This window comes from Bradyrhizobium sp. ISRA436 (genome assembly GCF_029910015.1).
Classification (GTDB): Bacteria; Pseudomonadota; Alphaproteobacteria; order Rhizobiales; family Xanthobacteraceae; genus Bradyrhizobium.
The window spans coordinates 44,391-69,670 of record NZ_CP094519.1 but is presented as its reverse complement, the minus strand read 5'-3'; the positions used below and the strand labels follow the sequence as shown (position 1 = coordinate 69,670).

23 protein-coding genes are annotated in these 25,280 nt (G+C 64.5%); 6 read left to right on the top strand and 17 right to left on the bottom strand.

Annotation, left to right across the window (positions count from 1 at the left end):
• Nucleotides 1-9: 9 nt before the first annotated feature.
• Together MTX23_RS00300 and MTX23_RS00295 are read right to left on the bottom strand one after the other, a co-directional pair.
• Nucleotides 10-1,076, bottom strand: a protein-coding gene (locus MTX23_RS00300) for an IS630 family transposase (protein WP_280971795.1) whose coding sequence is annotated in 2 segments (ribosomal slippage) — nt 10-590 and nt 590-1,076 — 1,068 coding nt in all. Because the reading frame shifts where the segments join, the coding sequence is not laid out codon by codon here.
• 847 nt (nt 1,077-1,923) lie between these two features.
• Nucleotides 1,924-2,928 (bottom strand): D-glycerate dehydrogenase, encoded by a 1,005-nt coding sequence (locus MTX23_RS00295; RefSeq protein WP_280974667.1) that lies wholly within the window; start codon nt 2,926-2,928, stop codon nt 1,924-1,926.
• A gap of 334 nt (nt 2,929-3,262) precedes the next feature.
• On the opposite strand from MTX23_RS00295, the gene MTX23_RS00290 reads away from it, so the two are divergent.
• Nucleotides 3,263-3,790 carry an SH3 domain-containing protein gene (locus tag MTX23_RS00290; protein WP_280974666.1) on the top strand — a complete coding sequence of 176 codons (528 nt, stop codon included), beginning with the start codon at nt 3,263-3,265 and terminating at the stop codon, nt 3,788-3,790.
• 114 nt (nt 3,791-3,904) lie between these two features.
• Here the strand turns inward: MTX23_RS00290 and irrA are convergent, their stop codons facing one another.
• The gene (gene irrA, locus MTX23_RS00285; protein ID WP_280974665.1) at nt 3,905-4,396 is read right to left on the bottom strand and encodes an iron response transcriptional regulator IrrA; all 492 of its coding nucleotides are present in this window, start codon (nt 4,394-4,396) and stop codon (nt 3,905-3,907) included.
• A 326-nt stretch (nt 4,397-4,722) separates the two neighbouring features.
• Between irrA and fabA the strand changes: the two genes are divergently transcribed.
• The 3 genes from fabA to fabV all read left to right on the top strand — a co-directional run bounded on the left by fabA (nt 4,723) and on the right by fabV (nt 7,768).
• Nucleotides 4,723-5,244 carry a bifunctional 3-hydroxydecanoyl-ACP dehydratase/trans-2-decenoyl-ACP isomerase gene (gene fabA / locus MTX23_RS00280; RefSeq protein WP_280978323.1) on the top strand — a complete coding sequence of 174 codons (522 nt, stop codon included), beginning with the start codon at nt 4,723-4,725 and terminating at the stop codon, nt 5,242-5,244.
• Nucleotides 5,245-5,287: 43 nt separating this feature from the next.
• Nucleotides 5,288-6,511, top strand: coding sequence for a beta-ketoacyl-ACP synthase I (gene fabB / locus MTX23_RS00275; protein ID WP_280974664.1), 1,224 nt, complete (start codon nt 5,288-5,290; stop codon nt 6,509-6,511).
• A gap of 84 nt (nt 6,512-6,595) precedes the next feature.
• Entirely contained in the window at nt 6,596-7,768 is a 1,173-nt protein-coding gene (fabV, locus tag MTX23_RS00270) for an enoyl-ACP reductase FabV (RefSeq protein WP_280974663.1), read from the top strand.
• Nucleotides 7,769-7,930: 162 nt separating this feature from the next.
• Here fabV and MTX23_RS00265 read toward each other — a convergent pair whose 3' ends face one another.
• The 11 genes from MTX23_RS00265 to rimP all read right to left on the bottom strand — a co-directional run bounded on the left by MTX23_RS00265 (nt 7,931) and on the right by rimP (nt 20,423).
• Nucleotides 7,931-8,527 carry a glutathione S-transferase family protein gene (locus MTX23_RS00265; RefSeq protein WP_280974662.1) on the bottom strand — a complete coding sequence of 199 codons (597 nt, stop codon included), beginning with the start codon at nt 8,525-8,527 and terminating at the stop codon, nt 7,931-7,933.
• 135 nt (nt 8,528-8,662) lie between these two features.
• Nucleotides 8,663-9,121: a GNAT family N-acetyltransferase gene (locus MTX23_RS00260; protein ID WP_280974661.1), complete on the bottom strand. Its 459-nt coding sequence runs from the start codon at nt 9,119-9,121 to the stop codon at nt 8,663-8,665.
• 95 nt (nt 9,122-9,216) lie between these two features.
• Nucleotides 9,217-9,951 carry a superoxide dismutase gene (locus MTX23_RS00255; RefSeq protein WP_280974660.1) on the bottom strand — a complete coding sequence of 245 codons (735 nt, stop codon included), beginning with the start codon at nt 9,949-9,951 and terminating at the stop codon, nt 9,217-9,219.
• Between the two features lie 190 nt (nt 9,952-10,141).
• Nucleotides 10,142-12,298: a polyribonucleotide nucleotidyltransferase gene (pnp, locus tag MTX23_RS00250; RefSeq protein ID WP_280974659.1), complete on the bottom strand. Its 2,157-nt coding sequence runs from the start codon at nt 12,296-12,298 to the stop codon at nt 10,142-10,144.
• 317 nt (nt 12,299-12,615) lie between these two features.
• Entirely contained in the window at nt 12,616-12,885 is a 270-nt protein-coding gene (rpsO, locus tag MTX23_RS00245; protein ID WP_280974658.1) for a 30S ribosomal protein S15, read from the bottom strand.
• 2 nt (nt 12,886-12,887) lie between these two features.
• Nucleotides 12,888-13,997, bottom strand: a complete 1,110-nt coding sequence (gene truB, locus MTX23_RS00240) for a tRNA pseudouridine(55) synthase TruB (RefSeq protein WP_280974657.1) — start codon at nt 13,995-13,997, stop codon at nt 12,888-12,890.
• On the bottom strand, nt 13,997-14,407 hold the full coding sequence (gene rbfA / locus MTX23_RS00235) for a 30S ribosome-binding factor RbfA (RefSeq protein WP_280974655.1): 411 nt from the start codon (nt 14,405-14,407) through the stop codon (nt 13,997-13,999). The genes truB and rbfA overlap by 1 nt, the downstream gene beginning before the upstream one ends.
• 154 nt (nt 14,408-14,561) lie before the next feature.
• Nucleotides 14,562-17,234, bottom strand: coding sequence for a translation initiation factor IF-2 (gene infB / locus MTX23_RS00230; RefSeq protein ID WP_280974653.1), 2,673 nt, complete (start codon nt 17,232-17,234; stop codon nt 14,562-14,564).
• 108 nt (nt 17,235-17,342) lie between these two features.
• Nucleotides 17,343-18,029, bottom strand: coding sequence for an RNA-binding protein (locus MTX23_RS00225; RefSeq protein WP_280978322.1), 687 nt, complete (start codon nt 18,027-18,029; stop codon nt 17,343-17,345).
• Between the two features lie 15 nt (nt 18,030-18,044).
• A complete protein-coding gene (nusA, locus tag MTX23_RS00220; protein ID WP_280974652.1) occupies nt 18,045-19,655 on the bottom strand; it encodes a transcription termination factor NusA in 1,611 nt (536 codons plus the stop codon).
• Nucleotides 19,656-19,658: 3 nt separating this feature from the next.
• The gene (gene rimP, locus MTX23_RS00215) at nt 19,659-20,423 is read right to left on the bottom strand and encodes a ribosome maturation factor RimP (protein ID WP_280974651.1); all 765 of its coding nucleotides are present in this window, start codon (nt 20,421-20,423) and stop codon (nt 19,659-19,661) included.
• Nucleotides 20,424-20,742: 319 nt separating this feature from the next.
• Between rimP and MTX23_RS00210 the strand changes: the two genes are divergently transcribed.
• Both MTX23_RS00210 and MTX23_RS00205 read left to right on the top strand, forming a co-directional pair.
• Complete coding sequence (locus MTX23_RS00210; protein ID WP_280974650.1) at nt 20,743-21,816, top strand: DUF2336 domain-containing protein; 1,074 nt, start codon at nt 20,743-20,745, stop codon at nt 21,814-21,816.
• 150 nt (nt 21,817-21,966) lie between these two features.
• On the top strand, nt 21,967-22,806 hold the full coding sequence (locus MTX23_RS00205; RefSeq protein WP_280974649.1) for a phytanoyl-CoA dioxygenase family protein: 840 nt from the start codon (nt 21,967-21,969) through the stop codon (nt 22,804-22,806).
• Nucleotides 22,807-22,825: 19 nt separating this feature from the next.
• Here the strand turns inward: MTX23_RS00205 and trmB are convergent, their stop codons facing one another.
• The 3 genes from trmB to MTX23_RS00190 form a co-directional block, all read right to left on the bottom strand.
• On the bottom strand, nt 22,826-23,566 hold the full coding sequence (gene trmB, locus MTX23_RS00200) for a tRNA (guanosine(46)-N7)-methyltransferase TrmB (RefSeq protein ID WP_280974648.1): 741 nt from the start codon (nt 23,564-23,566) through the stop codon (nt 22,826-22,828).
• Complete coding sequence (locus tag MTX23_RS00195; protein WP_280974647.1) at nt 23,563-24,687, bottom strand: M20 family metallopeptidase; 1,125 nt, start codon at nt 24,685-24,687, stop codon at nt 23,563-23,565. The genes trmB and MTX23_RS00195 overlap by 4 nt, the downstream gene beginning before the upstream one ends.
• Nucleotides 24,688-24,790: 103 nt before the next feature.
• Nucleotides 24,791-25,207 carry a helix-turn-helix transcriptional regulator gene (locus tag MTX23_RS00190; RefSeq protein WP_280974646.1) on the bottom strand — a complete coding sequence of 139 codons (417 nt, stop codon included), beginning with the start codon at nt 25,205-25,207 and terminating at the stop codon, nt 24,791-24,793.
• Between the last annotated feature and the right edge of the window lie 73 nt (nt 25,208-25,280).

Below are 25,280 nucleotides of genomic sequence, written 5' to 3'. Positions count from 1 at the left end.
CCAATGGCCCTAAGGATTGACTGTTGCCCAAGTGCGGCTTGTGATTGAGGCGATGCGACCTGGATCATTTGCGAAGAAGTTCCAGGCTTCGCAGGTCTTGGCGACGATATCGTCGTAGTCGTCGAAGACGGTGATGGCGAGCTTGTTGGCGCGCAGGTACTGCCAGACGTTTTCAATCGGATTGAGCTCGGGCGCATAAGGCGGCAGCTGTAACAGAGTGATATTTTCCGGAGCTCGGACGGTGCCGGCACTGTGATAGCCGGCGCCGTCGAAGACGAGAACGGCATGTGCGTCGGGTGCAACTTTGCGGCTGATTGCCTCCAAATGCAGTGACGTCGCCTCTGCATTTGCCGTCGGCATGACAAGACCCGCGGCGACGCCCCGTTGAGGACAGGCGGCACCGAAGAGATAAGCCCAATCGTAACGTCGATCGCGCGGCGCGCGAGGCCGTGAGCCACGCTTGGCCCACACGCGTGTCAGCGTGCCCTGCTGGCCGATCCGCGCCTCGTCCTGGAACCAGATTTCGATCGGCTTGCCTTGGGCGTGAGCGGGGAGCGTTGTCGTGAGGGTCGTAGCAAAGTTTTTTTGAACGCTTCCTGAGCCGCTTCATCGGCTTGCGGATGGCGCGGCCGCACCGAGAGCCGGCGGTACCCGAGCTTGGCCAGAACCTTGCCGACCGAACGTTCGTGCAGTTTGACGCCAAACCGCCGCTCAAGCTCGTCGCGCAAATCCACCCGCCGCCAACGTACGACCCCATGCTGCTCAGGATCGGGACCGGCCTCGACCAACGCGGCCAATTCGGCCTGCTGCTCTGTCGTCAGCCGCGACCGCGGTCCCGTCGGTTTGCGCGACCGCAGTCCCGCCAAGCCTTCGGCGTTATAACGATGCACCCAGTCCCGCAGGGTCTGACGATCCATCCCGCAACTTTCGGCTGCCTTCTTGCGGTCCGCGCCCTCCAGCACAAGCGCAAGCGCCAATATCCGCCGCGCTACCGTACTATTCTTCTCTCTGCGCGCCGCCTTCCGAAGCTCGCCCGCGGTCAAATCAAGCCGCGTAATCGCTACCGCTGCCCCCATCGATATTGCTCCTGTCTACGCAGCAACATCGATTCAGAAACTCACTGATTTGGAAATCCCAAATGTGAGTCAAATCCGGGGGCCGTTGGTATAAGGAAGGAGCCTCAACCGATCTGGGCAGGCCACGACACCAGGCCTTCCCCGAGCGAAGTCCCTTTGCCGGGACGACGGATCCGGTCAGGCCGCCATCCGGGAAGTCGGTTCACAACCACGCTTCCGTAGATTGGCCGGCCGGCTCCTCAATGCACCCCATCAGGCGACGGCCACTGCGCCGATCCCGTACAGAAGCAAGTGCCCGGCAAGTGGACCACGCAAAAAGGGATTGACTAACCAAGGCCCGTTACAGAAGCCCGGATGGAGCGAGGCGTAATCCGGGGCCCTGAGTCCGCGGTCGAAGCTCTCCCGGATTTCGCTTTGCTCCATCCGGGCTACAATCTAGCTGCCTCAAATTCATGCTGGAGCCACAGCCTTCGCGACAACAAAGCCATGTGGTTATAGGTCCCGGCCTGCGCCGGGACGACAGCGAATATGGATCTTACGGTGCCGTAGCCCGGATAAAGCGAAGCGCAATCCGGGCGATTTTATCCGCGGAAAGAGCTGCCTCGGATTTCGCTGCGCTCCATCCCACCCGGCTACTTTGCATGGGGTTGTTTTCGATATTTTGGCAGCGAGCCCTGCTCCTAAATGAGGGAAGGTCGGGATAGAGGTCAGCCGCGGGCGATGCTGCGCGTGGAGAGAGCAGATCCCCACTCGCTTTGCTCTGGCGAGCAAAGCGACCTCCCCCTTTTCAAGGGGAGGTTTGAGCTGCGTACTCGGATCGAGCGCAGAGCACCTCAGGATATGTGAGCTACAGCATGCTCGGCAGCACGCGGTCCGGCGGCTTGTGGTTGTCGAGGAAGGTTCTGATGTTGATGATGACCTTCTCGCCCATCTCGACGCGGCCTTCGATGGTGGCCGAGCCCATATGGGGCAGCAGCGTCACCTTGCCGGCCTTGGCCAGCCGCACCAGCTTCGGGTTCACCGCGGGCTCGTGCTCGTAGACGTCGAGGCCGGCGCCGCGGACCTCGCCGGCTTCGATCAGCTTGATCAGCGTGTCCTCGTCGATCACCTCGCCGCGCGCGGTATTGACGATGTAGGCCTCCTTGCGGATCAGCTTGAGCCGGCGTGCCGAGAGCAGATGGTAGGTGGCCGGTGTATGCGGACAGTTCACCGAGATGATGTCCATCCGCGCCAGCATCTGGTCGAGGCTCTCCCAATACGTCGCGCCGAGCTCGTCGGCGATGACGGGCGCCACCGGGCGGCGGTTGTGGTAATGGATCTGTAGTCCGAACGCCCGGGCGCGGCGCGCCACGGCCTGGCCGATGCGGCCCATGCCGATGATGCCGAGCCGCTTGCCGCCGATGCGGTTGCCGAGCATCCAGGTCGGCGACCAGCCCGCCCAGTGCTGCCTGCCTTCGGTCAGGATCGAGGCGCCCTCGATCATGCGCCGCGGCACCGCGAGGATCAGCGCCATCGTCATGTCGGCGGTATCCTCGGTCAGTACTTTCGGCGTGTTGGTCACGGTGATGCCGCGCGCATGGGCGGCCGCCACGTCGATATTGTCGACGCCGTTGCCGAAATTGGCGATCATCCTCAGCTTGCAGTCGGGCTGGTTGATCACGTCCTCACGGATCAGGTCCGTCACCGTCGGCACCAGTACGTCGGCGGTTCGCATCGCCTCGGCAATCTGTTCCGGCGTCATCGGCGTGTCGTCCAGATTTAATCTGGCATCGAACAGTTCGCGCATCCGGGTCTCGATCGAGTCCGGCAGCTTGCGGGTGACGACGACGAGAGGCTTTTTCTTTACCGACATGTCCTGCTCTCATGAGGGCCGCGGCGCGCCAAAATTCGCGCCGTTCAGACCTCATTAACCCGGTTGTTCGACACTGCTGATAGCCGCGCTGTCCCGGCGTTTCCTTCGCGTTTCCTAGGGTTCCCCGATACTTACCCGGCCTTTGCCGGCGCAAATTCGGGCGTTCTGGTTCTTCAGCCGTTCCGTCCTCTCTAGCAGAAGGCTGGGACAAGACAAGAACCCTCGGAATCACGGGTCGGGGGTGAGCAGCGGCGGCACAGGGGGCCTGAGATTCAGGCGTGGGTTTGGGTTGCAACTCGCCGAATGCGAGTTGGTCATCTCGACAGGAGACGAGTTGATGTTTTGGCGTTTCGGTTCATTGGCGGCGCTGGTCGGAAGCATGCTGAGCGCGTCGATCATGCCGGGACATACGGCCAAGGACATGAGCCCCACCACCAGCGGACTGCCGATCCCGCGCTATGTCAGCCTGAAATCCGATCACGTGAACGTCCGCGCCGGCCCGACCAAGGACAACGACGTCGCTTGGGTCTACACGCGGGCCGGCCTGCCGGTCGAAATCACCGCCGAATTCGAGAATTGGCGCAGGGTGCGCGATTCCGAAGGCGCCGAAGGCTGGGTCTATCACTCCCTGCTGTCCGGGCGCCGCACCGCCGTTGTCACCATGAAGAAAAAGGACGATCTCGCCGCGCTCTACGATCGTCCGGACACCACGAGCGCGGTCGCGGCGCGACTGCAGGTCGGCGTCGTTGCGCAGGTCAAGAAGTGCGCCAACAGCTGGTGCCGGATCACCGGCAACGGGTTCGATGGCTGGATCGAGCAGCAGCGCCTGTGGGGCGTCTACGCTGACGAGAAGGTGGACTGACGAAATAATCCGCTCGTCATCGTCGGGCTTGACCCGGCGATCCATCGAAGAAGGTCTTGATCGGAAACGATGGACGCGCGGGTCAAGCCCGCGCATGGTAAGCTTTGATTGGGATCAGCGCTTCTTGCGCAGCCGCACGACCATGTCGACGCGGGCGATTTCGTACCCCTCAGGCACATCCGGCATCTTCGTCAGCACGAGGTTCGGGTCGGGAATATCGACCAGCTCGTGATTGTGCTCGAGATAGAAGTGGTGGTGCGCCGAGACGTTGGTATCGAAGTAGGTCTTGGTGCCGTCGACGCTGACCTGGCGCAGCAGGCCGGCATCAGTGAGCTGGTTGAGGGTGTTGTAGACAGTCGCCAGCGACACCGGAACCTTGGCCAGCGTGGCTTCCTCATACAGCATTTCAGCGGTCAGATGGCGGGCGCCCTTGCCGAACAGCAACCAACCCAGCGCCATGCGCTGACGGGTCGGCCGAAGGCTTGCAGCCTGCAGCATCTCGTTGACGTCATGCCACGGGCAGCCGGTCAGAGTCGGGTGATGCCCAGCGCCCCGTGCAGCCGGATGCACGGCGTCATCGTTCGAAACCGTTACTTCGTCGCTCATATCCACTCTATGCACCTAACCCAGGCGATATTCTTAGGAAATATAAAAAGGATGACCGTCAGATGCAAGTTTTTCGCAACTAGAACGGATCCAAGGTGAACGGGGAACCCTATGGAGAAGCGGCGATTTATCCCCGGAATGCGGCTTTGCCGCCCCGTTGGCCCTATGTTAGAGAGCGCGCGGACCACATATGCGCTTTCGGCAGAGACCCAAGGCTGATCGCGTACCCTGGTAGCGCCAACAGGCGGGATACTCAAACCCCGCGGGAAGACCGGTCCGGCTCAAGCAAAAAGCGCTTCATCGGGACATTTGAGAGGCTGAAGAGGATGCTGGATCGGCGCGGCGGTTACGAATATGAGGATTTGCTGGCTTGTGGCCGGGGAGAACTTTTCGGTCCCGGCAACGCCCAGTTGCCATTGCCGCCGATGCTGATGTTCGATCGCATCAGCGAGATTTCCGAAACCGGCGGCGAGTTCGGCAAGGGGCTGGTGCGCGCCGAGCTCGAGGTGAAGTCGGACCTCTGGTTCTTCGGCTGTCATTTCAAGAACGATCCGGTGATGCCGGGCTGTCTCGGCCTCGATGCCATGTGGCAAATGGTCGGCTTTTATCTCGGCTGGATCGGCGGTGAAGGTCGCGGCCGCGCGCTCGGCCTCGGCGAGCTGAAGTTCTCCGGCCAAGTGCTGCCGCATGCGCGCAAGGTTGTGTACAACGTCGATATCAAGCGCGTGATGCGGTCAAAGCTCGTGCTTGGAATCGCCGACGGGTGGCTTTCCATGGATGACGAGATTATCTATCGCGCCAAGGATTTGAAGGTCGGGTTGTTCAAGCAGGGCACGGCGCCGTCTTGAGCAGGATCATCATGCGACAACATAAAGGCAAGGCGAGGCGAACATGAGGCGGGTTGTCATCACGGGGATGGGTATTGTCTCGTCCATCGGTAACAACACCCAGGAAGTGCTTGCGAGCCTCTATGAGGCGAAATCGGGCATCACACGCGCGGAGAAGCACGCCGAACTGGGCTTCCGTTCGCAGGTGCAAGGTGCGCCGACGCTCAATCCTGCCGAAGTGATCGATCGACGTGCGATGCGGTTCCTCGCCGAGGGCGCGGCCTGGAACCACGTCGCGATGGAGCAGGCGATCCGCGACTCCGGGCTCCAGGACAACGAAGTTTCCAACGTGCGCACCGGCATCATCATGGGATCCGGCGGGCCCTCGACGCGGACGCTGGTGGAGGCCGCCGACATCGCGCGCGCAAAGGGTCCGAAACGCGTCGGCCCGTTCGCGGTGCCGAAGGGAATGTCGTCGACGGCCTCGGCGACGCTCGCGACCTGGTTCAAGATCAAGGGCGTGAACTACTCGATCTCCTCGGCCTGCGCGACCTCAAACCATTGCATCGGCAATGCCTATGAGACGATCCAGATCGGCAAGCAGGACATCATCTTCGCCGGCGGCTGCGAGGAACTCGACTGGACGCTGTCGGTGCTGTTCGACGCCATGGGCGCGATGTCCTCGAAGTACAACGACACGCCGGCCACCGCCTCGCGTCCTTATGACATCAGCCGCGACGGCTTCGTGATCGCGGGCGGTGCGGGCGTCGTGGTGCTCGAAGAGCTCGAGCACGCCAAGGCGCGCGGCGCAAAGATCTACGCCGAGGTGGTCGGCTACGGTGCGACGTCCGACGGCTACGACATGGTGGCGCCGTCGGGCGAGGGCGCCGAGCGCTGCATGCGCATGGCGCTGTCGACCGTGGACACGCCGATCGACTACATCAATCCGCACGCAACCTCGACCCCGGCCGGCGATCCGCCGGAGATCGAGGCGATTCGCAAGGTGTTCGGCACCGGCGAGAATTGTCCGCCGATCTCGGCGACCAAGGCGCTGACCGGCCACTCGCTGGGCGCCACCGGCGTGCAGGAGGCGATCTACTCGATCCTGATGCTGAACAACGGCTTCATCTGCGAGAGCGCGCATATCACCGAGCTCGATCCGGTGTTCGCTGACATGCCGATCGTGCGCAAGCGCATCGACAACGCCAAGCTCGGCACCGTGCTGTCGAACTCGTTCGGCTTCGGCGGCACCAACGCCACGCTGGTGTTCAAGCGGCTGGATGCGTGATTTGATCTTTACCTCTCATCTCTGGCAGACGGAGGCCGGCAGGCAGCGAATGGTGACATTGCAACGATCCGAAATGGGGTGGACATGATTATCGAACCGCGCGTGCGAGGCTTCATCTGCACCACGGCACATCCCGTCGGCTGCGCCAGCAATGTCCGCGACCAGATCGCTTATGTTCTCCGGCACGGCCCGATTGCGGAGTGCCCCAAGCGTGTCGCCGTGCTCGGATGTTCGACCGGCTACGGCCTCGCGAGCCGCATCGTTGCGACCTTCGCCGGCGGAGCAGACACCATCGGCGTGTCGCTGGAGCGCGAGCCGACGGCGACCAGGACGGGCAGCGCCGGCTGGTACAACAATCGCGCATTCGAGATCGAGGCCGAGAGGATCGGACGGTCGCCCCTCACGCTGGAGGGCGATGCGTTCTCCGACGAGATGAAGAAGACCTTCATCGACCAGGTGCGTGAGAAGTTCGGACAGCTCGACCTGCTGGTCTACAGCATGGCCGCACCGGTCCGGACCGATCCCGTCACGGGCAAAACCTATCGCTCGGCGATCAAGCCGCTCGGCGCCCCCGTCGAAATCAAGACCCTCAACACCGAGACCGGCGAGGTCTTCGAGACGACCCTTGCGCCGGCGAGCGAGGATGAAGCGACCGCCACGGTCGCGGTGATGGGCGGCGACGACTGGAAGCGCTGGATTGACCAGCTCGCGGACGCCGGCGTTTTGGCGCCGGGTTTCCGGACCCTCAACTACACCTATATCGGCAGCGAACTGACCTGGCCGATCTATTGGAAAGGCACGCTGGGTCGCGCCAAGGTCGATCTCGACCGCAAGGCGGAAGAGATCCGAAACCGGCTCGGCCAGGACGCTGCTCGCGTCGTGGCGCTGAAGGCCGTGGTCACGCAGGCGAGCTCGGCGATTCCGGTGGTGCCGCTCTACGGAACGGTGCTGTTCAAGGTCATGAAGCAGCTCGGGCTCCACGAGGGGTGCATCGAACAGATCGATCGCCTGTTCCGGACCCGCCTCGGCAAAGACACCGAACTCGATGAGGCGCAGCGTATCAGGGTCGACGATTGGGAGCTTTCGCCCGAAGTTCAGGCGGAGGTGGCGCGGCGATGGCCGCTGCTCTCCACCGAAACGCTCGGCGAATTGGCGGACCTCCAGGAATACAAGACCCAGTTCCTTCGCCTATTCGGATTTGGCATCGACGGCATCGACTATTCGCAGGACGTCGATCCTCGCGTCGTCCCGGGCTAGACGAGGCCAAGCTTTCACGTCTTGCGGCTTGTAGCCCGGATGGAGCGAAGCGAAATCCGGGAGTCCTTTCCACGTCTGCGACTGCCCCAGATTGCGCGGAGCCTGTCATCGGGCGCGCGTTCGCGCGACCCGTTGGCTCCATCCGGCTGCGCGACTACAAGCTCACCCCGCGGTGATCTTCTCCGCGTGCTGGAACGCAGGCCGCGCCACGCAGCGATCGATATAGGCGTCGAATGACGGCCGTGGCTGCACCATCTTGAACACCCGCACCGCGTAATTCAGTCCCGAGCCGATCGTGATATCGGCGGCGGAGAACTGGTCGCCGAGGATCCATGGCCCCTTCTGCAGCTCGGTGTCGAGCACGTCGAACACCTGTGCCGCGCTGCCCCACGCCGCGGTGCTCGCGGGCACTTCGAGCTTGGTGAACAGCTGGATCAGCGCCGGCTCGATGCAGCTCGGTGCGAAGAACAGCCATTGCAGATAACGGGCGCGCTTCGGATCGGTCGTGGCCGGAGCCAGCCTGGTCTCGGGATAGCGGTCGGCGATGTAGGCGCAGATCGCAGCCGCCTCGCCAAGCTGGGCGTCGCCGTCGGTCAGCGCCGGCACCTTGCCCATCGGGTTGATCTTCAGATAGTCCGGTGCCTTCTGTGCCCCTGTGGTGATGTCTGTCAGCACCCGTTCATACGGCAGGCCGGATTCCTCCATCAGCCAGATCGTGGTGAACGAGCGCGAGCGCGGCGACCAGTAGAGTTTGATCATGTGCTGAACCTTTCATCGGCAAGGGACGGCAGCGCCCGTTCATCGCGCGTCTGCCGCGACTTGGCAACGCACTACGGTTAGACGGGCGTGCCGGGTTCGGATCGATATGCGGGTCAATTTCGCGGGTTAGGCAAATCAGCCGGGAACTCTCTTCCAGCGGTAGTACTTCATCATCAGTCCGTTCAGCGGGTTGATCTTCTCCTGCTCGAACAGGAAGCCCTCGCGCTCGTACCAGCGCCAGGCCTTTTCGTTCTCGCGCGCGCAGCGCAGCCAGATCTCGTCCGGCATCTGCCGGCGTGTGAAGGCAAGCAGTTGTCGTCCTACGCTCCTGCCATGATAGTCGGGCGCGACGAAGAGCTGATCCAGATAGTTGTCGGAAAGATGCAGGGCCAGCATGCCGGCGAGGGTGCCCTGGTCGTCGGCAACGAACAGGCTCCAGCCGCGCTCGACCTCGTGGCGAAGGCGCACGCGCAGATCGGCGAGCAGGACGTCGCTGGCCTGGGCCAGGCCGGTCGTGACCCAGCTCTCCATCCAGAGGCGGGCGATCTCATCATATTCGTCCGGGCGGGCAGGACGGATGGTCGGCAGCATCATCGTCGATCTCTCAGCGCGCGACAGGCCCCGCGATCTCCCGCGAGGCCTTCAGCTTAACCGGGCATGTCGCAGCCGGCGAGCCTCGACAGCCGGGCTCACACGCCGAGCGTCCCGGCCTTGGCTGCTGCGTAGCGTTCGGCCACCGCCTTCCAGTTCACCGTATTCCACCACGCCTTCAGGTAATCGGGCCGGCGGTTCTGATAAGTCAGATAATAGGCGTGCTCCCAGACGTCGTTGCCGAGCAGGGCGCGCTTGCCGTCCATGATCGGATTGTCCTGGTTCGGCCGCGTCTCGATCGCGAGCTTGCCGTCCCGGGTCACTGTGACGAACACCCACCCCGAGCCGAACACGCGTCCGCCGGCGGTATTGAAGTCGGCCTGGAATTTTTCCATGCCGCCGAGGTCGCGGTCGATCGCGGCAAGCACCTCGCCGTCCGGCTTGCCGCCGTTCGGTCCCATGATCTGCCAGAACATCGAATGGTTGGCGTGGCCGCCCATGTTGTTGCGCACGCCGGTGCGGATCGCGTCCGGCACGTTGCCGAGATTGGCGAGCACGTCGACGATCGGCTTCGCGGCGATCTCTGGATGATCCTTGGCGAACGTGTTCAGGTTGCTGACATAGGCCTGGTGGTGCTTGTCGTGATGGATCTCCATCGTCCTGGCGTCGATGTGCGGCTCCAGCGCGTTGGTCCGATAGGGCAGCGGGTCGACCTTGAACGGTCCGCTCGGGGCCTGCGTGGTTGCCTGGGCGAACGCTGTACGCGACGAGGCGGCGGCCGCGGCGATGCCGGTTGCTGCGATCATCAGGTGGCGTCGGGACATCAATGACATCGTGGTTCTCCGTGCTGGGAAGGACTCCCGATGTTAGGCGCGAGTTGTGAACGGGTTCCAACAATGCCGCTCACAATGCCGGGTCAAAACCGCGCATGCCGATCAGCGGAGATTGATTTGCTTTGTGTGTCCGCAAACAAAAAGGGCGGCCGTGGGGCCGCCCTTTCCATAACAGTCGAATTGCCTCGGCTTACTCGCCGGCGGCTTCGCGCGGGGCCGGAGCCTCGGGCTTCTGCTTGGCTTCCAGATCCTCGCCGGTCTGCTGGTCGACCGCCTTCATCGACAGGCGGGTCTTGCCGCGGTCGTCGAAGCCGAGCAGCTTGACCTTGACCTTGTCGCCTTCCTTGACGACGTCGGAGGTCTTCTGCACGCGGTTGGCCGCGAGCTGGCTGATGTGGACAAGACCGTCCTTGGCGCCGAAGAAGTTCACGAAGGCGCCGAACTCCATCACCTTGACCACGGTGCCGTCGTAGATCTGGCCGACTTCCGGATCGGACGCGATCGACTTGATCCACTTGATCGCGGCCTTCATCGCCTCGCCGTCGTTGGAGGCGACCTTCACGGTGCCGTCGTCCTCGATGTTGACCTTGGCACCGGTCTTCTCGACGATCTCGCGGATCACCTTGCCGCCGGTGCCGATCACTTCGCGGATCTTGTCGGTGGCGATCTTGAAGGTCTCGATGCGCGGCGCGTATTCGCCGAGCTCGGCGCGGGCTGCGGTCAGGGCCTTGGCCATCTCGCCGAGGATATGGACGCGCCCTTCCTTGGCCTGGCCAAGCGCGACGCGCATGATCTCCTCGGTGATGCCCTCGATCTTGATGTCCATCTGCAGCGAGGTGATGCCCTGGTCGGTGCCGGCGACCTTGAAGTCCATGTCGCCGAGATGATCCTCGTCACCGAGGATGTCCGACAGCACCGCGAAACGCTGGCCTTCCAGGATCAGGCCCATGGCGATACCCGCGGTCGGCCGCTTCAGCGGCACGCCGGCATCCATCAGCGACAGCGAGGCGCCGCAGACCGAGGCCATCGAGGACGAGCCGTTCGATTCGGTGATCTCGGAGACCACCCGGATCGTGTACGGGAACTCGTGGTGCGGCGGCAGCACCGGGTGGATCGCGCGCCAGGCGAGCTTGCCGTGGCCGATCTCGCGGCGCTTGGTGCCGCCGAGGCGACCGGTTTCACCGACCGAATAGGGCGGGAAGTTGTAGTGCAGCAGGAACGTCTCCTTGTACGTCCCCGACAGCGCGTCGATGTACTGCTCGTCCTCGCCGGTGCCGAGCGTGGTCACGACCATCGCCTGGGTCTCGCCGCGGGTGAACAGCGCCGAGCCGTGAGCGCGCGGCAGCACGCCGACTTCGGCGACGATGTTGCGCACGGTCTTGACGTCACGGCCGTCGATGCGCTTGCCGGTATCGAGGATGTTCCAGCGGACGATCTTGGCTTCCAGCTCCTTGAACACGTCGGCGACGCGCAGCTTGTCGTATTTCGGCTCCTGCCCTTCGGGGAAGAAGTGCGCCATCACCTTTTCCTTGACGGCGCCGACCGCGGCATAGCGGTCCTGCTTCACTGCGATCGCATAGGCCTGGCGGAGCTCCTGCTCGGCGATGCCGAGCACCTCCTTCTCGATCTCCGAATTGTCGATCGGGGTGACTTCGCGCGGCTCCTTGGCGGCCTTCTCGGCGAGCTCGATGATCGCGTTGATGACCGGCTGGAAGTGGCGGTGGCCGAACATGACCGCGCCGAGCATCACGTCTTCGTTGAGCTCCTTGGCTTCCGACTCGACCATCAGCACGGCGTCCGCGGTGCCGGCGACGACGAGGTCGAGCTGGGTCTCGGTCATCTCGTCCAGCGTCGGGTTGAGGACGTATTCGTCATTGGCGAAGCCGACGCGCGCAGCGCCGATCGGGCCCTTGAACGGCACGCCGGACAGCGTCAGCGCGGCGGAGGCTGCGACCATCGACAGCACGTCGGGATCGTTCTCCATGTCGTGCGACAGCGTCGTCACGATCACCTGGGTCTCGTTGCGCCAGCCGTCGACGAACAGCGGACGGATCGGGCGGTCGATCAGGCGGGAGACCAGCGTCTCCTTCTCGGTCGGACGGCCCTCGCGCTTGAAATAGCCGCCGGGAATGCGGCCCGCGGCGTAGGCCTTCTCCTGGTAATCGACCGTGAGCGGCAGGAAGTCGACGCCCTCGCGCGGCGCCTTGGCCGCAACGACGGTGGCGAGCACCACGGTCTCGCCATAGGTGGCCATCACGGCGCCGTCGGCCTGGCGGGCGATCTTGCCGGTTTCAAGCTTGAGGGGACGTCCACCCCAGTCGATCTCGACGGAATGCGTTTTGAACATTTCGGTCTTCTTTCATGGTTTCGCGAAAGCACGGCGCTCCAAAACACAAAGACCATGCGCAAGACGGCGAGACACTGATGCGCTGCTGCGACCAGCGTCCGGCGATCCTGCCATGGTCCTTGGGTTCCGGATGGCGTCCATCCTTTCGGTCATCTGGGCATCTTGCCCCGTCCAGCGGCCGGATTGCTGCTGGACGCTAGTGTGCATGGCGTGAAGGCCATGCTGTGCGCATGATCGTCTTTCGACAATTCGAAAGTCCGTCTCCCCGGAAGATCATACGAAAACGCGCGCGAACCGCGCGCGCGTGCTTCTCAATATCAACGACGGATGTTGTGCTTCTCGAGCAGTGCCTTGTAACGCGCCTCGTCCTTGCGCTTGATATAGTCAAGCAGGGAGCGACGCGTCGACACGAGCTTCAGGAGGCCGCGGCGCGAATGGTTGTCCTTCGCGTGGGTCTTGAAGTGCTCGGTAAGGTTGTTGATGCGTTCCGACAGGATCGCGACCTGAACCTCGGGCGAGCCGGTGTCGCCGGCTTTGGTGGCATTCGTCTTGATGACTTCCGCTTTGCGTTGCGCGGTAATCGACATCGTCAATTGCTTCCATGGTTGCGAGCCGAACTGGCAGTCAGTCCGCTCAGGTTGAACACGCGCTTGGGGATGAGTTCGCCATTGCCAAGTTCGGCAAGCGCCAGAAGACGGCCTGCCACCGTGACATAGACTGTGCCGCTACTATTGGGCGCATCCCGTCCGCGCAACAAAACGGCCTGGCCCCTGTGGAGCCTTGCCGCATCAGCCCGTGTGACGGCCAGTGCCGGGATGTCGTCCAGCGCGGTCTCAACGGGCAAAAGCGCGTCGGCGAGGCTGCCCTCGCCAGACGCGGCTCTATTGCATAAAGCCTCCAACTGTTCCAGCGGAATCATGTCCTGCTCGGTAAATGGACCGACAATGGTCCGCCGCAGGGCGCAGATATGGCCGAAACAGCCCAGAATCCGGCCCATATCGCGGGCCAGCGCCCGGACATAGGTTCCCTTGCCGCACTCGGCCTCGAACACGGACTGGTCGTTATCTCCATGTTCTACAAGGATTAATTCGTGAATCTCGACCGGACGGGGCTTCAGTTCCACAGTTTCGCCGTCGCGCGCCAGGTCATAGGCGCGCTCGCCCTGCACCTTGATGGCCGAATATTGCGGCGGGATCTGCTCGATCGTCCCGGTGAAGCGGGGCAGCAGGTCGCGGATTGAATCGGCCGTCGGCCGGTTGTCGCTGGTCCTGACGACGCGTCCCTCGGTGTCATCGGTGTCGCGCTCCTCGCCCCAGCACACCGTGAAGCGGTAGCGCTTGCGGCCGTCCATCACGAACGGCACCGTCTTGGTGGCCTCGCCCAGCGCGATCGGCAAGCCTCCGGAGGCGAGCGGATCGAGCGTGCCGGCATGGCCCGCGCGCTTCGCCTGGAACAGACGCTTGAGCACCGCGACCGCGTGCGTCGAGGTCATGCCGATCGGTTTGTCGAGCACGACCCAGCCGTGCACGTCACGCTTGTCGCGGCGCGGCTGGTGGTTCTGCTTGCCCTGCTTCTGGCGCGGATCGTTGTTCACCCGACGCGGACCGTCACTGCGCTGTTCGGAAAAAATATCTCTGTCGGCGTCGCGCGCGTCGGCATCTTTCGCGTCGATCGCGCTGTTGGTCGTCGTCACAGTCATCACTCGTCGTCCGAATCGGGTGCAAGATCTCGTTGCACCGCAGGTGTTCGCAGTAATTTCTCGATACGTTCCGCTTCGTCGAATCGCTCGTCGACGCGGAAGCGGATGTCAGGTGCAAATTTCAGGTTAATGCGATGCGCGATCTCGCCGCGGAGGAATTTCTTGTTGCGCTCGAGCGCTACGATCACGGCGTCGGTGTCGCGTCCGCCGAGCGGCATCACGTAGATCGTTGCGAGCTTCAGGTCCGGCGACATACGCACCTCGGGAACGGTGATGATGTGGCCTTCAAGATCCGGATCGTGGACGTCACCATGGGACAGAATCTCGGCAACCGCATGGCGAACGGTTTCGCCGACGCGTAGCTGACGTTGTGATCCTCCGGGCGTGGAGCTTTTCTTCTGACGGGACATGACCTTCTTCCAAAACCGTCACGCCCGCAGGCTTCGCCCCGGGCATCAATGTCCTAGCTTTTCAATTTCAGGCAATGCGGGGTGGCCGGACTTGGTCCGGCCACGCCGACGCATTTTCAGTTAAATGGACCCAGGCGCTTCGTAAGACTTGGACTTACAGAGAGCGCTGGATCGTCTCGATGCGGTAACACTCGATCACGTCGCCGACACGCATGTCGCCGTAGTTCTCGAACGCCATGCCACACTCCTGGCCGGCGACCACTTCCTTCACTTCATCCTTGAAGCGCTTCAGCGTCGAGAGCTTGCCCTCGTGCACCACCACGTTGTCGCGGATCAGGCGAACATTGGCGCCGCGCTCCACGGTCCCGTCGGTGACGCGGCAACCCGCGACCTTGCCGACCTTGGAAATGTTGAACACTTCCAGGATCTGCGCGTTGCCCAGCATGGTTTCGCGCAGCGTGGGCGCGAGCAGGCCGGACATCGCCTTTTTGATGTCATCCACGAGATCGTAGATGATGTTGTAGTAGCGGATCTCGATGCCGTTGCGCTTGGCGGCGGCTGCCGCTTCCTTGTTGGCGCGGACGGAGAAGCCGATGATCGCGGCGTTGAAGCCTTCCGCCAGCGTGACATCGGACTCCGAGATGCCGCCGACGCCTGCATGCAGGATGCGGGCTGCGACCTCGTCGGTGCCGAGCTTCTCCAGCGAGCCAAGGATCGCTTCCAGCGAGCCCTGCACGTCGGCCTTGACGATCAGCGGGAATTCCTTGCGGCCCGCGGTCTTGAGCTGCGACATCATCTGCTCGAGCGAGCCGCGCATGCCGGAGATCGAGGCCGCCGCGTTCTCGCGCTTCTGGTGCGCGCGGTAGCTCGTGACCTGGCGGGCGCGGGCTTCGCTCTCGACCACGGCGAGGCGGTCGCCGGCTTCCGGCGGACCGTTGAAGCCGAGCACCTCGACCGGCACGGACGGGCCGGCCTCGTCGAGATTCTCGCCCTGATCGGAGATCAGCGCGCGGACGCGGCCCATCTCGGCGCCGGCCACGATGATGTCGCCGACGTGCAGCGTGCCGCGTTGCACCAGCACGGTCGCGACCGGACCGCGACCGCGGTCGAGCTTGGCTTCGATCACGGTGCCTTCCGCCGGGCGATGCGAATTGGTCTTCAGGTCGAGGATTTCGGCCTGCAGCGCGATCATTTCCAGCAGCTTGTCGAGGTTGGTCTTGTTTTTCGCCGACACCTCGACGTCGACCACGTCGCCGCCGAGCGATTCGACCTGCACCTCGTGCTGCAGCAGTTCGGTGCGCACGCGCTCGGGCCTCGCATCGGGCTTGTCGATCTTGTTGATCGCCACGATGATCGGCACCTTCGCCGCCTTGGCGTGATTGATCGCTTCCACCGTCTGCGGCATCACGCCGTCGTCGGCCGCGACCACCAGCACGACGATGTCGGTGACCTTGGCGCCGCGGGCGCGCATCGCGGTGAACGCGGCGTGGCCGGGCGTGTCGATGAAGGTGATCTTGGTGCCGCTCTCGGGCGAGAGCACCTGATAGGCGCCGATATGCTGGGTAATGCCGCCGGCTTCGCCCGACACCACGTTGGCGTGGCGCAGCGCGTCGAGCAGCGAGGTCTTGCCGTGGTCGACGTGACCCATCACCGTGACCACGGGCGAGCGCGGCTCGGTGTCGGTCGAGTCGTCAACGACGTCGAACAGGCCTTCTTCCACGTCGGAAGCGGCAACGCGCTTGACGGTGTGGCCGAGCTCTTCCGCGATCAGTTGCGCGGTGTCGGCATCGATCACGTCGGTGATCTTGTGCATCGCGCCCTGCTTCATCAGCAGGCGGATGACGTCGACCGCGCGCTCCGACATGCGGTTGGCGAGTTCCTGGATCGTGATCGCTTCAGGAATCGTGACCTCGCGGACCAGCTTCTCCTTCGGCTCGTTCGACGAATGCCCCTTCAGGCGCTGGGTGCGACGACGGAACGAGGCGATCGAACGCTCGCGCACGTCGTCCACGTCGAGCGCCGTGGTCACGGTGAGGCGTCCGCGCTGCTTCTGCGGACCGGGCTTGTGGGTCGTCTTCGGCGCTGTCGCCGGGCGCACGGCGCCGCCGGGGCGGCGCACCAGGCGCGGACCTTCGTCATCGTCGGCCTCGGCGGCGACCGGGGTCCTCGGCGCGGCGGCTGGGGTGCGCGCGGGTGTAGCTGGCGTGCGGGCTGCCGGTGCCGAGGCGGGTGCGGCCGGCTTGGCCGTGGCCGGAGCGGCCGGCGCCGCGGGCTTGGCTTCGGCCTCGCCGAAGCGGCGCTTGGCCTCGACTTCGGCCTTGCGCTTGGCCTCTTCTTCCTGGCGATGGCGCTCCTCTTCCGCCTTGCGGCGGGCTTCGGCGGCCTCGCGCTCGGCCTTCTCGATGGCCTCGCGGGCGGCGCGGCGCTTGGCCTCCTCTTCGGCCTGACGACGCTCCTCGATGTCGCGCTGCCGGGCGTCCGCGAGCGCGTTGGCGCGCGCAGAGCGCTCGTCCTCGGTCAGGGTCGGCAGTACGACGCCCGAGCGGGTGTTGCGCTGCGCCTGGCCGGGAGGCGGGCCTGACGGGCGGTCGAGCGGCGGCTTGGCGGCTGGCGCCGCAGGCTTTGCGACCACCGGTTCCGGCGCGTGCGTCTCGGCCGCGCCATCGCCACCGATGCGGCGCTTGCCGCGCTTTTCGACCACGACCTGCTTGGTCCGGCCATGGCTGAAGCTCTGGCGCACGGTGCCCGTCTCGACGCGCGGTTTCAGCGTCAAGGTCTTGCTCGGGACACTCAAAGTCTTGTCGCCAGGGGTTTTGGTATCAACCATTCAGCAGTCCTAATCTCGTTTCTCTGTGCGTTTGCCGCACAAGTCCTTCAACGCGTCGTCTATTGTTGAGCATGATCCCGTTGGAAAGGCGGTCTCCACCCTCCCGGATCATGCTCTGGAATTTCTGGCCGCTTCGGCGGTCTTGTCGTCGTCGGCCATCCGGTATCGGACCAGCATCTGGCAGCGCGACAGGAACGTCTTGCTCGCCGGGCCCGCGAGCAGCGCAGCATGTATCACATTTGCGCGCCCAAGTGCCAAATCCAATTCTGCCGACGTCAAAACATTGACGGTGGCGATTACCGGCGATTCACCACGTTTTTCGCTCCTTTGCCGGAGGATCGCGTCCAATTTCCGGATTCCGTCGGCAGCGCCGTCAGAAGCGTGGATCAGGGCTGCGGTTTCGCCCCGGTTGAGCGCGTCCTCGACCTTGCCGAAGCCGGACACAACCCCGCCGGCCTTGGCGGCCATCGCCAGGGCGTCGATGGCGCTGCGCACCAAAAGTGCCTCGGTGTCGGCGGGAAGGGTCGGCGCGACACGGACATCGCGCTTGAATCCCCTGTTAAATTGGTGACGGCGGACGGCTTCTGCAACGCTTCGCCGCGATGCGGAAACCCACAATCCCCGGCCCGGGAGCTTGCGCTTGAGATCCGGGATCACCTCGCCCGTGGGCGCGACGACGAACCGGATCAGCTCGTCGATCGGGCGCACCTCGCGGCTGACCGCGCACATCCGCGTGGTCGCAGACTTCGGTGTCCGCGGGCCATCGTCGAGATCGAGGTCAGCCTGAGCGAGCATCCGCAAGCCATCTCCTTACGCCGCCGGTTCTTCGGCGGCCTCGGCTTCCGCGGCCGGCTTGGCGAGGTCGGCCTCGGTGATCCAACCGGCCTTGAGGCGGGCCTGCATGATCAGCGCCTCGGCGTCGTCGCGCGAAATCTCGATGCCGTCGAGGAACCCGGCGTGCTTAGTCGGCTCGCCACCGTCCTTGCGCTCGGTCCAGCCGACCAGGTCGTCGGTGGCGCAGCCGGCGAGGTCCTCGACGGTCTTCACGTCGTTCTCGCCGAGCTTCACCAGCATCTTCGAGGTGATGCCGGGCACATCTTTCATGGCGTCCTCGACGCCGAGTTCCTTGCGCTTGGCTTCCAGCTCGGCCTCGAGCCGTTCCAGATATTCGCGGGCGCGGGTCTGCAGCTCGGTGGCGGTCTCCTCGTCGAAACCTTCGATGCCGGCGAGTTCCTTGACATCGACCAGCGCGAGTTCCTCGACCGAGGTGAAGCCTTCGGAGGCCAGCAGCTGGCCGACCACCTCGTCGACATTGAGCGCTTCCATGAACACGCGCGTCGAATTCTCGAAGTCGGCCTGACGGCGCTCCGACTCTTCCTGCTCGGTCAGGATGTCGATGTCCCAGCCGGTGAGCTGCGAGGCGAGACGCACGTTCTGGCCGCGGCGGCCGATCGCCAGCGAGAGCTGGTTGTTGGTGTCGGGCACCACGACCTCGATGCGCTCGCGGTCCTCGTCGATCACGACCTTGGCGACTTCAGCCGGCGCCAGCGCGTTGACGACGAAGGTCGCGATGTCGGGCGACCACGGAATGATGTCGATCTTCTCGCCCTGCAATTCGTTCACCACGGCCTGCACGCGCGAGCCGCGCATACCGACGCAGGCGCCGACCGGATCGACCGAGGAGTCGCGCGAGATCACGCCGATCTTGGCGCGCGAGCCCGGATCGCGGGCGACCGCCTTGATCTCGACGATGCCGTCGTAGATCTCCGGCACTTCCTGCGCGAACAGCTTCGCCATGAATTGCGGATGGGTGCGGGACAGGAAGATCTGCGGGCCGCGAGTCTCGCGGCGAACGTCGAAGATATAGGCGCGGACGCGGTCGCCGTTGCGGAACACCTCGCGCGGCAGCATCTCGTCGCGGCGCACGATGGCTTCGCCGCGGCCGAGGTCGACGATCACGCTGCCATATTCGACGCGCTTGACGACGCCGTTGACGATATCGCCGATGCGGTCCTTGAACTCCTGGTACTGCCGGTCGCGCTCGGCCTCGCGCACCTTCTGCACGATCACCTGCTTGGCGGATTGCGCGGCGATGCGGCCATATTCCAGCGGCGGCAGGGTGTCCGCGATGGTGTCGCCGACCTGGGCGCCCGGATTGGCGCGCTGCGCGTCGGCCAGCGAGATCTGGTTCGAGGCGTTCTCGACGACGTCGACCACGAGCATGTGGCGCGTCAGCCGCAGCTCGCCCTTCTTGGCGTCGATTTCGGCATGGATGTCGGTCTCGCTGCCGTAACGGGCGCGCGCCGCCTTGGCGATGGCATCCTCCATCGCCGCGATCACGATGGAGCGGTCGATCGACTTTTCGCGCGCAACTGCGTCTGCGATCTGCAGCAGTTCGAGTTTGTTGGCGCTGACTGCCATGGCTTAGTCTCCTTCGGATGGATCGATCTCGTTTCGGCGCGCACGCTCGGCGGCCAGGCGGTGTTGTTTGGTGTTGGTCGGAGCCGGCTTCTTGCCGGGCTTCGGCTTCGGTTTATGGCTTTTCGCCGGATCGCTCTTCTTTGCGTGCTCCGGTTGCGGCGGCGCCAGCCCGAGCTCGCGGCGCAGCTCGCGCTCGGCGGCCTTGCCGCGGCGCATCGATTCCGCGATCAGCTCGTCGGTCAGCACCAGCCGTGCATCCGCAATATCCTCCATCACCAGGAGGACCTCGGCATCCTCGTCCGGGCGCGGATCGTCGCGCTTGACGCACACCGCATTGCCCTCGACGCCCGCGAGCGTGCCGCGGAACCGCTTGCGGCCCTGATGCGCCACCGCCATCTCGATCTTCACGAGATGGCCATTATAGCGCTCGAAGTCGGAGCGGCGTACCAGCGGACGGTCGATTCCCGGCGACGAGATCTCGAGCCGGTAGGCGCGATCGATCGGGTCGGCGACATCGAGCACCGGCGACAGCGCGCGCGAGATCGCCTCGCAGTCCTCGAGCTGCATCGAGCCGTCGGGCCGTTCCGCCATGATCTGCACGGTGCAGCCGGCCTCGCCCGAGACCTTGATGCGCACCAGGCGATAGCCCATGCCCTGCAGGACCGGCACGGCGACTGCGGCCACCCGCGCGGCCACGCCGGGCTCGACGACGAGCCGCGGCTCGTTGAGCAGTTCGGCGTCGATGGACGTTACGGTCGGATCGGTCATATCGAGTGTCAAAGGCGGTCTGAGGTCTGTCGTGTTGTTTTCCGCGGCCTTAAGGGGCCGGTAACGCTACCCAAACGGGACCCGGGCTCGCTGGGTCCCGTCAGGTAATAAAAAAGAGCGGGTCCCCGGGGGCCCACTCTCCTACGCGATCGTATGAGATACCATAAGTTGCTGTCGATATAGCGCTTTTGCTCCGACCCGGCAAGGCCTCCGGCTTCCGGGGGCGGGTGATTTTGCGGCTCCCCCTGCGAGGCTCGATCTAACCCTCCGTTTACAAACGGGACCTAAACCGGCAGAAGCCGCTGGTTTGGATAGGCTTATGACGACAGCCCCCGCGCTGATCCCGGAACTCGATGACATCGTTCGCCGCGGTGACCCCAAGCGCCGTGCTGAGGCCGCACGGCGGGTCAGCGAGCTGTTCCTGCAGGGCGCTGCGACCTTCCGCCCCGACCATATCGATCTTTTTGACGGCGTGCTGACCAGCCTGGTTCCACATGCCGAGCTGGACGCGCGGATCGATCTGGCCGAGAGGCTCGCGCTGCTTGCCAACGCACCGCGGCGCCTCGTCGGCCAACTCGCCCATGAAGACAATATCGCGATCGCAGGCCCGCTGCTGCGCCGCTCGCCTGTGATCGACGAGCATGTGCTGGTCGAAATCGCCAACGCGAAGGGGCAAGGCCATCTGCTCGCGATAGCCGAGCGGCCGAAGCTTTCGACCAAACTGACCGACGTCATCGTCCGCCGTGGCGATCGCGACGTGATCAGATGCGCGGCCGGCAACGCCGGTGCTGCATTTTCGGACGACGCCTTCGCCACGATGATCCGCCGTGCCGGACAGGACGGCGTGCTGACGCTGAAGATCGGCCGGCGCGACGATCTTCCGCCCGAGCATCTGAAGAACCTGCTCGCCGGGTCGATCGACGTGATCCGCCGGCGCCTGTTCGATGTCGTCAAGCCGGAGCGGCAGGCCGAGATCAAGCTCGCGATGAGCGAGATCGAAGGCGTGATCGTTCCTGTCGAGGGCCGTCGCGATTTCGCGCTGGCACAGCGCGCGATCCTCGCGCTGCATCACGCCGGCAAACTGAACGAGGCGGCGCTGCTCGATTTCGCAAAGTCCTTCAAGTACGAAGAGTCGGTCGCGGCGCTGGCCGCGATGACCGGCGTGAAGATCGTGACGCTCGACCGCCTGATCTCCGGCGATCGTTACGATCCGATCCTGATCGCCAGCAAGACCATCGGCCTCGAATGGCCGACGGTGCGGGCGCTGATCATGATGCGGCTCGGGCGGAACCGCGTGCCGTCACCGGCCGATATCGAAGGCGCGCGGGTGAATTTCGTCCGCCTGATGCCGTCCACCGCGCAGCGCGTCGTCGATTTCTGGAAGTCGCGGTAGGAGCCGAGCGCGGCGCGATCGTCGGTGGTAAACTCTCTCCCCGTCACAGCTGTGACGAGGCAAGGTAGCAGCGTCAAAATACCTCCCAAAGGTGTCGTCTGCCCGCTATGCTTCCTGCAAGGTGCGACACAGCGCCAACAGGGAGATGCCATGCTGACGGACGCCGACATTCAATCGCACGCCGAACGGATCCGCGAGGACGGATACACCGTGATCGCGCGTGCCGCCTCGCCCGAGCTGGTCGAGGGATTGAAGGCGGCGGTGCTGCGGATCGAGCGCGAGCATGATCTCGGCCTGGCGAGGACCTCGTTCGAAGGCTTCAAGACGCTGCGCATCAACAACCTCCTGACCTATGACGACCTGTTCTGGGAAGTGCCGTTGCATGAGAACGTGCTGCCGGTTGTCGAACGCGTGCTGGACAAGGAATGTCTGCTGTCGTCGTTCTGCTCGCTGGTGCTTGGTCCCGGCCAGGAGGCGCAGCCGATCCACGAGGACACGCAATTGATTCCGTTGCCGCGGCCGCACATTCCGATCACGATCAACGCAATCTGGGCGCTGTCGGATTTCCGCGAGGACAATGGTGCGACGCGGATCATCCCGGGCAGCCACAAATACGATTCGTCACCGGAATACGGCAAGGAGTACGACGCTGTGACCGCGATCATGCCGGCGGGCAGCGTGATGCTGTTCGACAGCGCACTGTGGCACGGCGGCGGCGCCAACACCAGCGACGCCAGGCGCTTTGCCTTCTCCTGCGCCTATTGCTGGGGCTGGATGCGGCAGCAGGAAAACCTGCAGCTTGGCATTCCCCGTGACATCGCCGTGCGCTTTCCGCGTCGGCTGCAGGAATTGTGCGGCTATGGCGTCTACAAGGGACAGTTCGGCCACATCGACAATCGCGATCCCATCGAGCTGCTGGGCCGCGAGCGGGGAAAACGCATGGTGTGGGAAGCGACCGACGTCAAGAAGGCGCGGATGGCCAACCAGTAGCCCGTGTCATGGCCGGGTGTCAGAGCCGCCGAAACCGCAGATACGCGGCCTTGCGGCCCTCGCGCTCGGCTTTCGCGCCGTAGCGCGTCATCGTGTAGTCGGGCCACGGCTGCAGCCAGTCGATTGCGCGTTCGGCGAGCCAGGCGAAGTCCGGCGAGCGCATCAGATGCGCCAGCGTCCAGGCGCAGTAGTCGTCGATGTCACTGACGAAGCGGAATTCGCCGCCCGGCGTCAGGATCCGCGCCATCGCGGCGACCGTCGCATCCTGCACGAAGCGCCGTTTCCAGTGCCGCCGCTTCGGCCACGGATCGGGATGGATCAGGTCGATGCGCGCAAGCGAGCGCGCCGGCGCCCAGGCCAGCAGCTCGGCGGCGTCGCCGGCGAACAGCCGGATATTGCCGATATTGTGCGCCTCGATCTGGGTCAGGATCTTCGCCATCCCGTTGACGTAGGGCTCGCAGCCGATGAAGCCCGTCTTGGGAAACGCCTGCGCTTCCGCGACCAGATGCTCTCCGCCGCCGAAGCCGATTTCGAGCCTGACGCTCTCGATGCCGTCGTCGAACCGCTCGGTCAGGCTTGCGGGCGGGGGAGCGCCGATGTCGAGCGCCAGATGCGGCAGCAGATGGTCGATCAGGTCGGCCTGATGCGCCCGCAGCTTGTGGCCCTTGCGCCGGCCGAAGAACGATCCGCGCGAATGGGCAGCCGCGCCATCGTCGGGGGGCACGTCATGGTCGCCGGCGTCGCGCGGTGCAGCGATCATCGCAGCGTCTGGTAGAGCCGGTGCAGGAGCCGCGCACGCGGCTCGAGCGAGGAGACATAGAGCTGCTCGTAATGGGTATGCGCGCCCTTGCCGTCGACGCCGAGGCCGTCGAGGGTCGCGGTGTGCGGCGCGGTGAAATTGCCGTCGGAGCCGCCACCGGTGAAGACATCGAGCAGATCGAAGCCGAGTTCGGCGGCAAGCATCCTGGCGTGCTCGTAGAGCGCGGTGCCGGAACTGCTCTTTTCATAGGGCGGACGGTTCAGCTCGCCTGTTACCGTCACGGTAACGCCCTCGGTGCGCGATGTGATCCCGAGGATCTTCGGCACCAACTCGTCGGCATCGGCCATGGTCGGCACGCGCAGGTCGACTTCGGCATAGGCCTCTTCGGCGATCACGTTCGGCTTGGTGCCGCCGCGGACGACGCCGACATTGACGGTGACGCCGCGCTCGAGGTCGTTCATCGCCTCCAGCGTCTGGATCACGTTGCCCAGTTCGCGGATCGCGCTGCGGCCGTCCTCGGGACGCGTGCCGGCATGCGCGGGCACGCCCTTGATGGCCACGTCGAACCGCGCGACGCCCTTGCGCCCGGTGACGATCTTGCCGCCGTCGCGCGCCGGCTCGGTGACCAGCACGTATTTGGCCTTGCGGCCCTCGGCCTCGATCAGCGACCGTGACGTCGGGCTGCCGACCTCCTCGTCGGATACGTAGAGCTGGGTGATGCCGAGCGGCGCGCGCGCGTCCTCGGTGCAGATCCGCCGGAAGGCGTGATAGGCAAGATAGGCGCCGCCCTTCATGTCGTAGATGCCGGGACCGAACGCGCTGTCGCCATCGATCCTGAACGGCAGGCGTTCGATGAATCCCATCGGGTGCACGGTGTCGAGATGGCTCAGCACCAGAATGCCCGGCGCCTCCTGGCCCCAGGACGAGCGCGCGATCAGGTGATCGCCGCGGCCGTCGCGTCCCGCGACACGCTCCACGGTTGCCGGCAGATCACGATAGCCCGATGTGACGAGGTCGACGAGCTTGTTGACCTGGTCCGGCCGTTCGGTCGGTGACTCGATCTCGACCCAGCGGCGGATGCCGTCGAGGATCGCTCCTGCTTCAAACGGATTGCTGGACATGGACGGTGTCGACGCCTGTGAATTCACGTGTCGGGGCGCGCGGGTCCGCGCGCCGGAATGACATATTCCAGATTTGGCGATCCCTCAAACGGATACGGCTGGGTCAGGCCTGGTCGGACGCCTCGCGTGCAGCGATCTGTTCGACCAGTTCGACAATGCTGCGGCGGAGCTTGGCATCGGCGATTCGGGTGAAGGCACGGGTCAGCGCCAGGCCTTCGGCGGTCGCGAGGAAATCCGACACGTAAGCAGGCGAGGCACCCTCGCCGAAGCCGTCGGCCGTCCTGACGCCGCTCGGGCCGCCATCGAACAGGAACGAGACCGGGACCTGCAGGATTTCGGAGATCTGTTGCAGCCGGCTGGCGCCGACGCGGTTGGTCCCCTTCTCGTATTTCTGCACCTGCTGGAACGTCAGGCCCAGCGCCTCGCCCAGCTTTTCCTGGCTCATGCCCAGCATGATGCGTCGCATGCGGACGCGGCTGCCGACATATTTGTCAACAGGGTTGGGCGCTTTGGTAGACATCTCCAACTCTCCTAGGGAATTGCGCGCCCGTGGATGAGGCAAGTTGGAAGCGAATATGCCTCAGGCGCCGGTG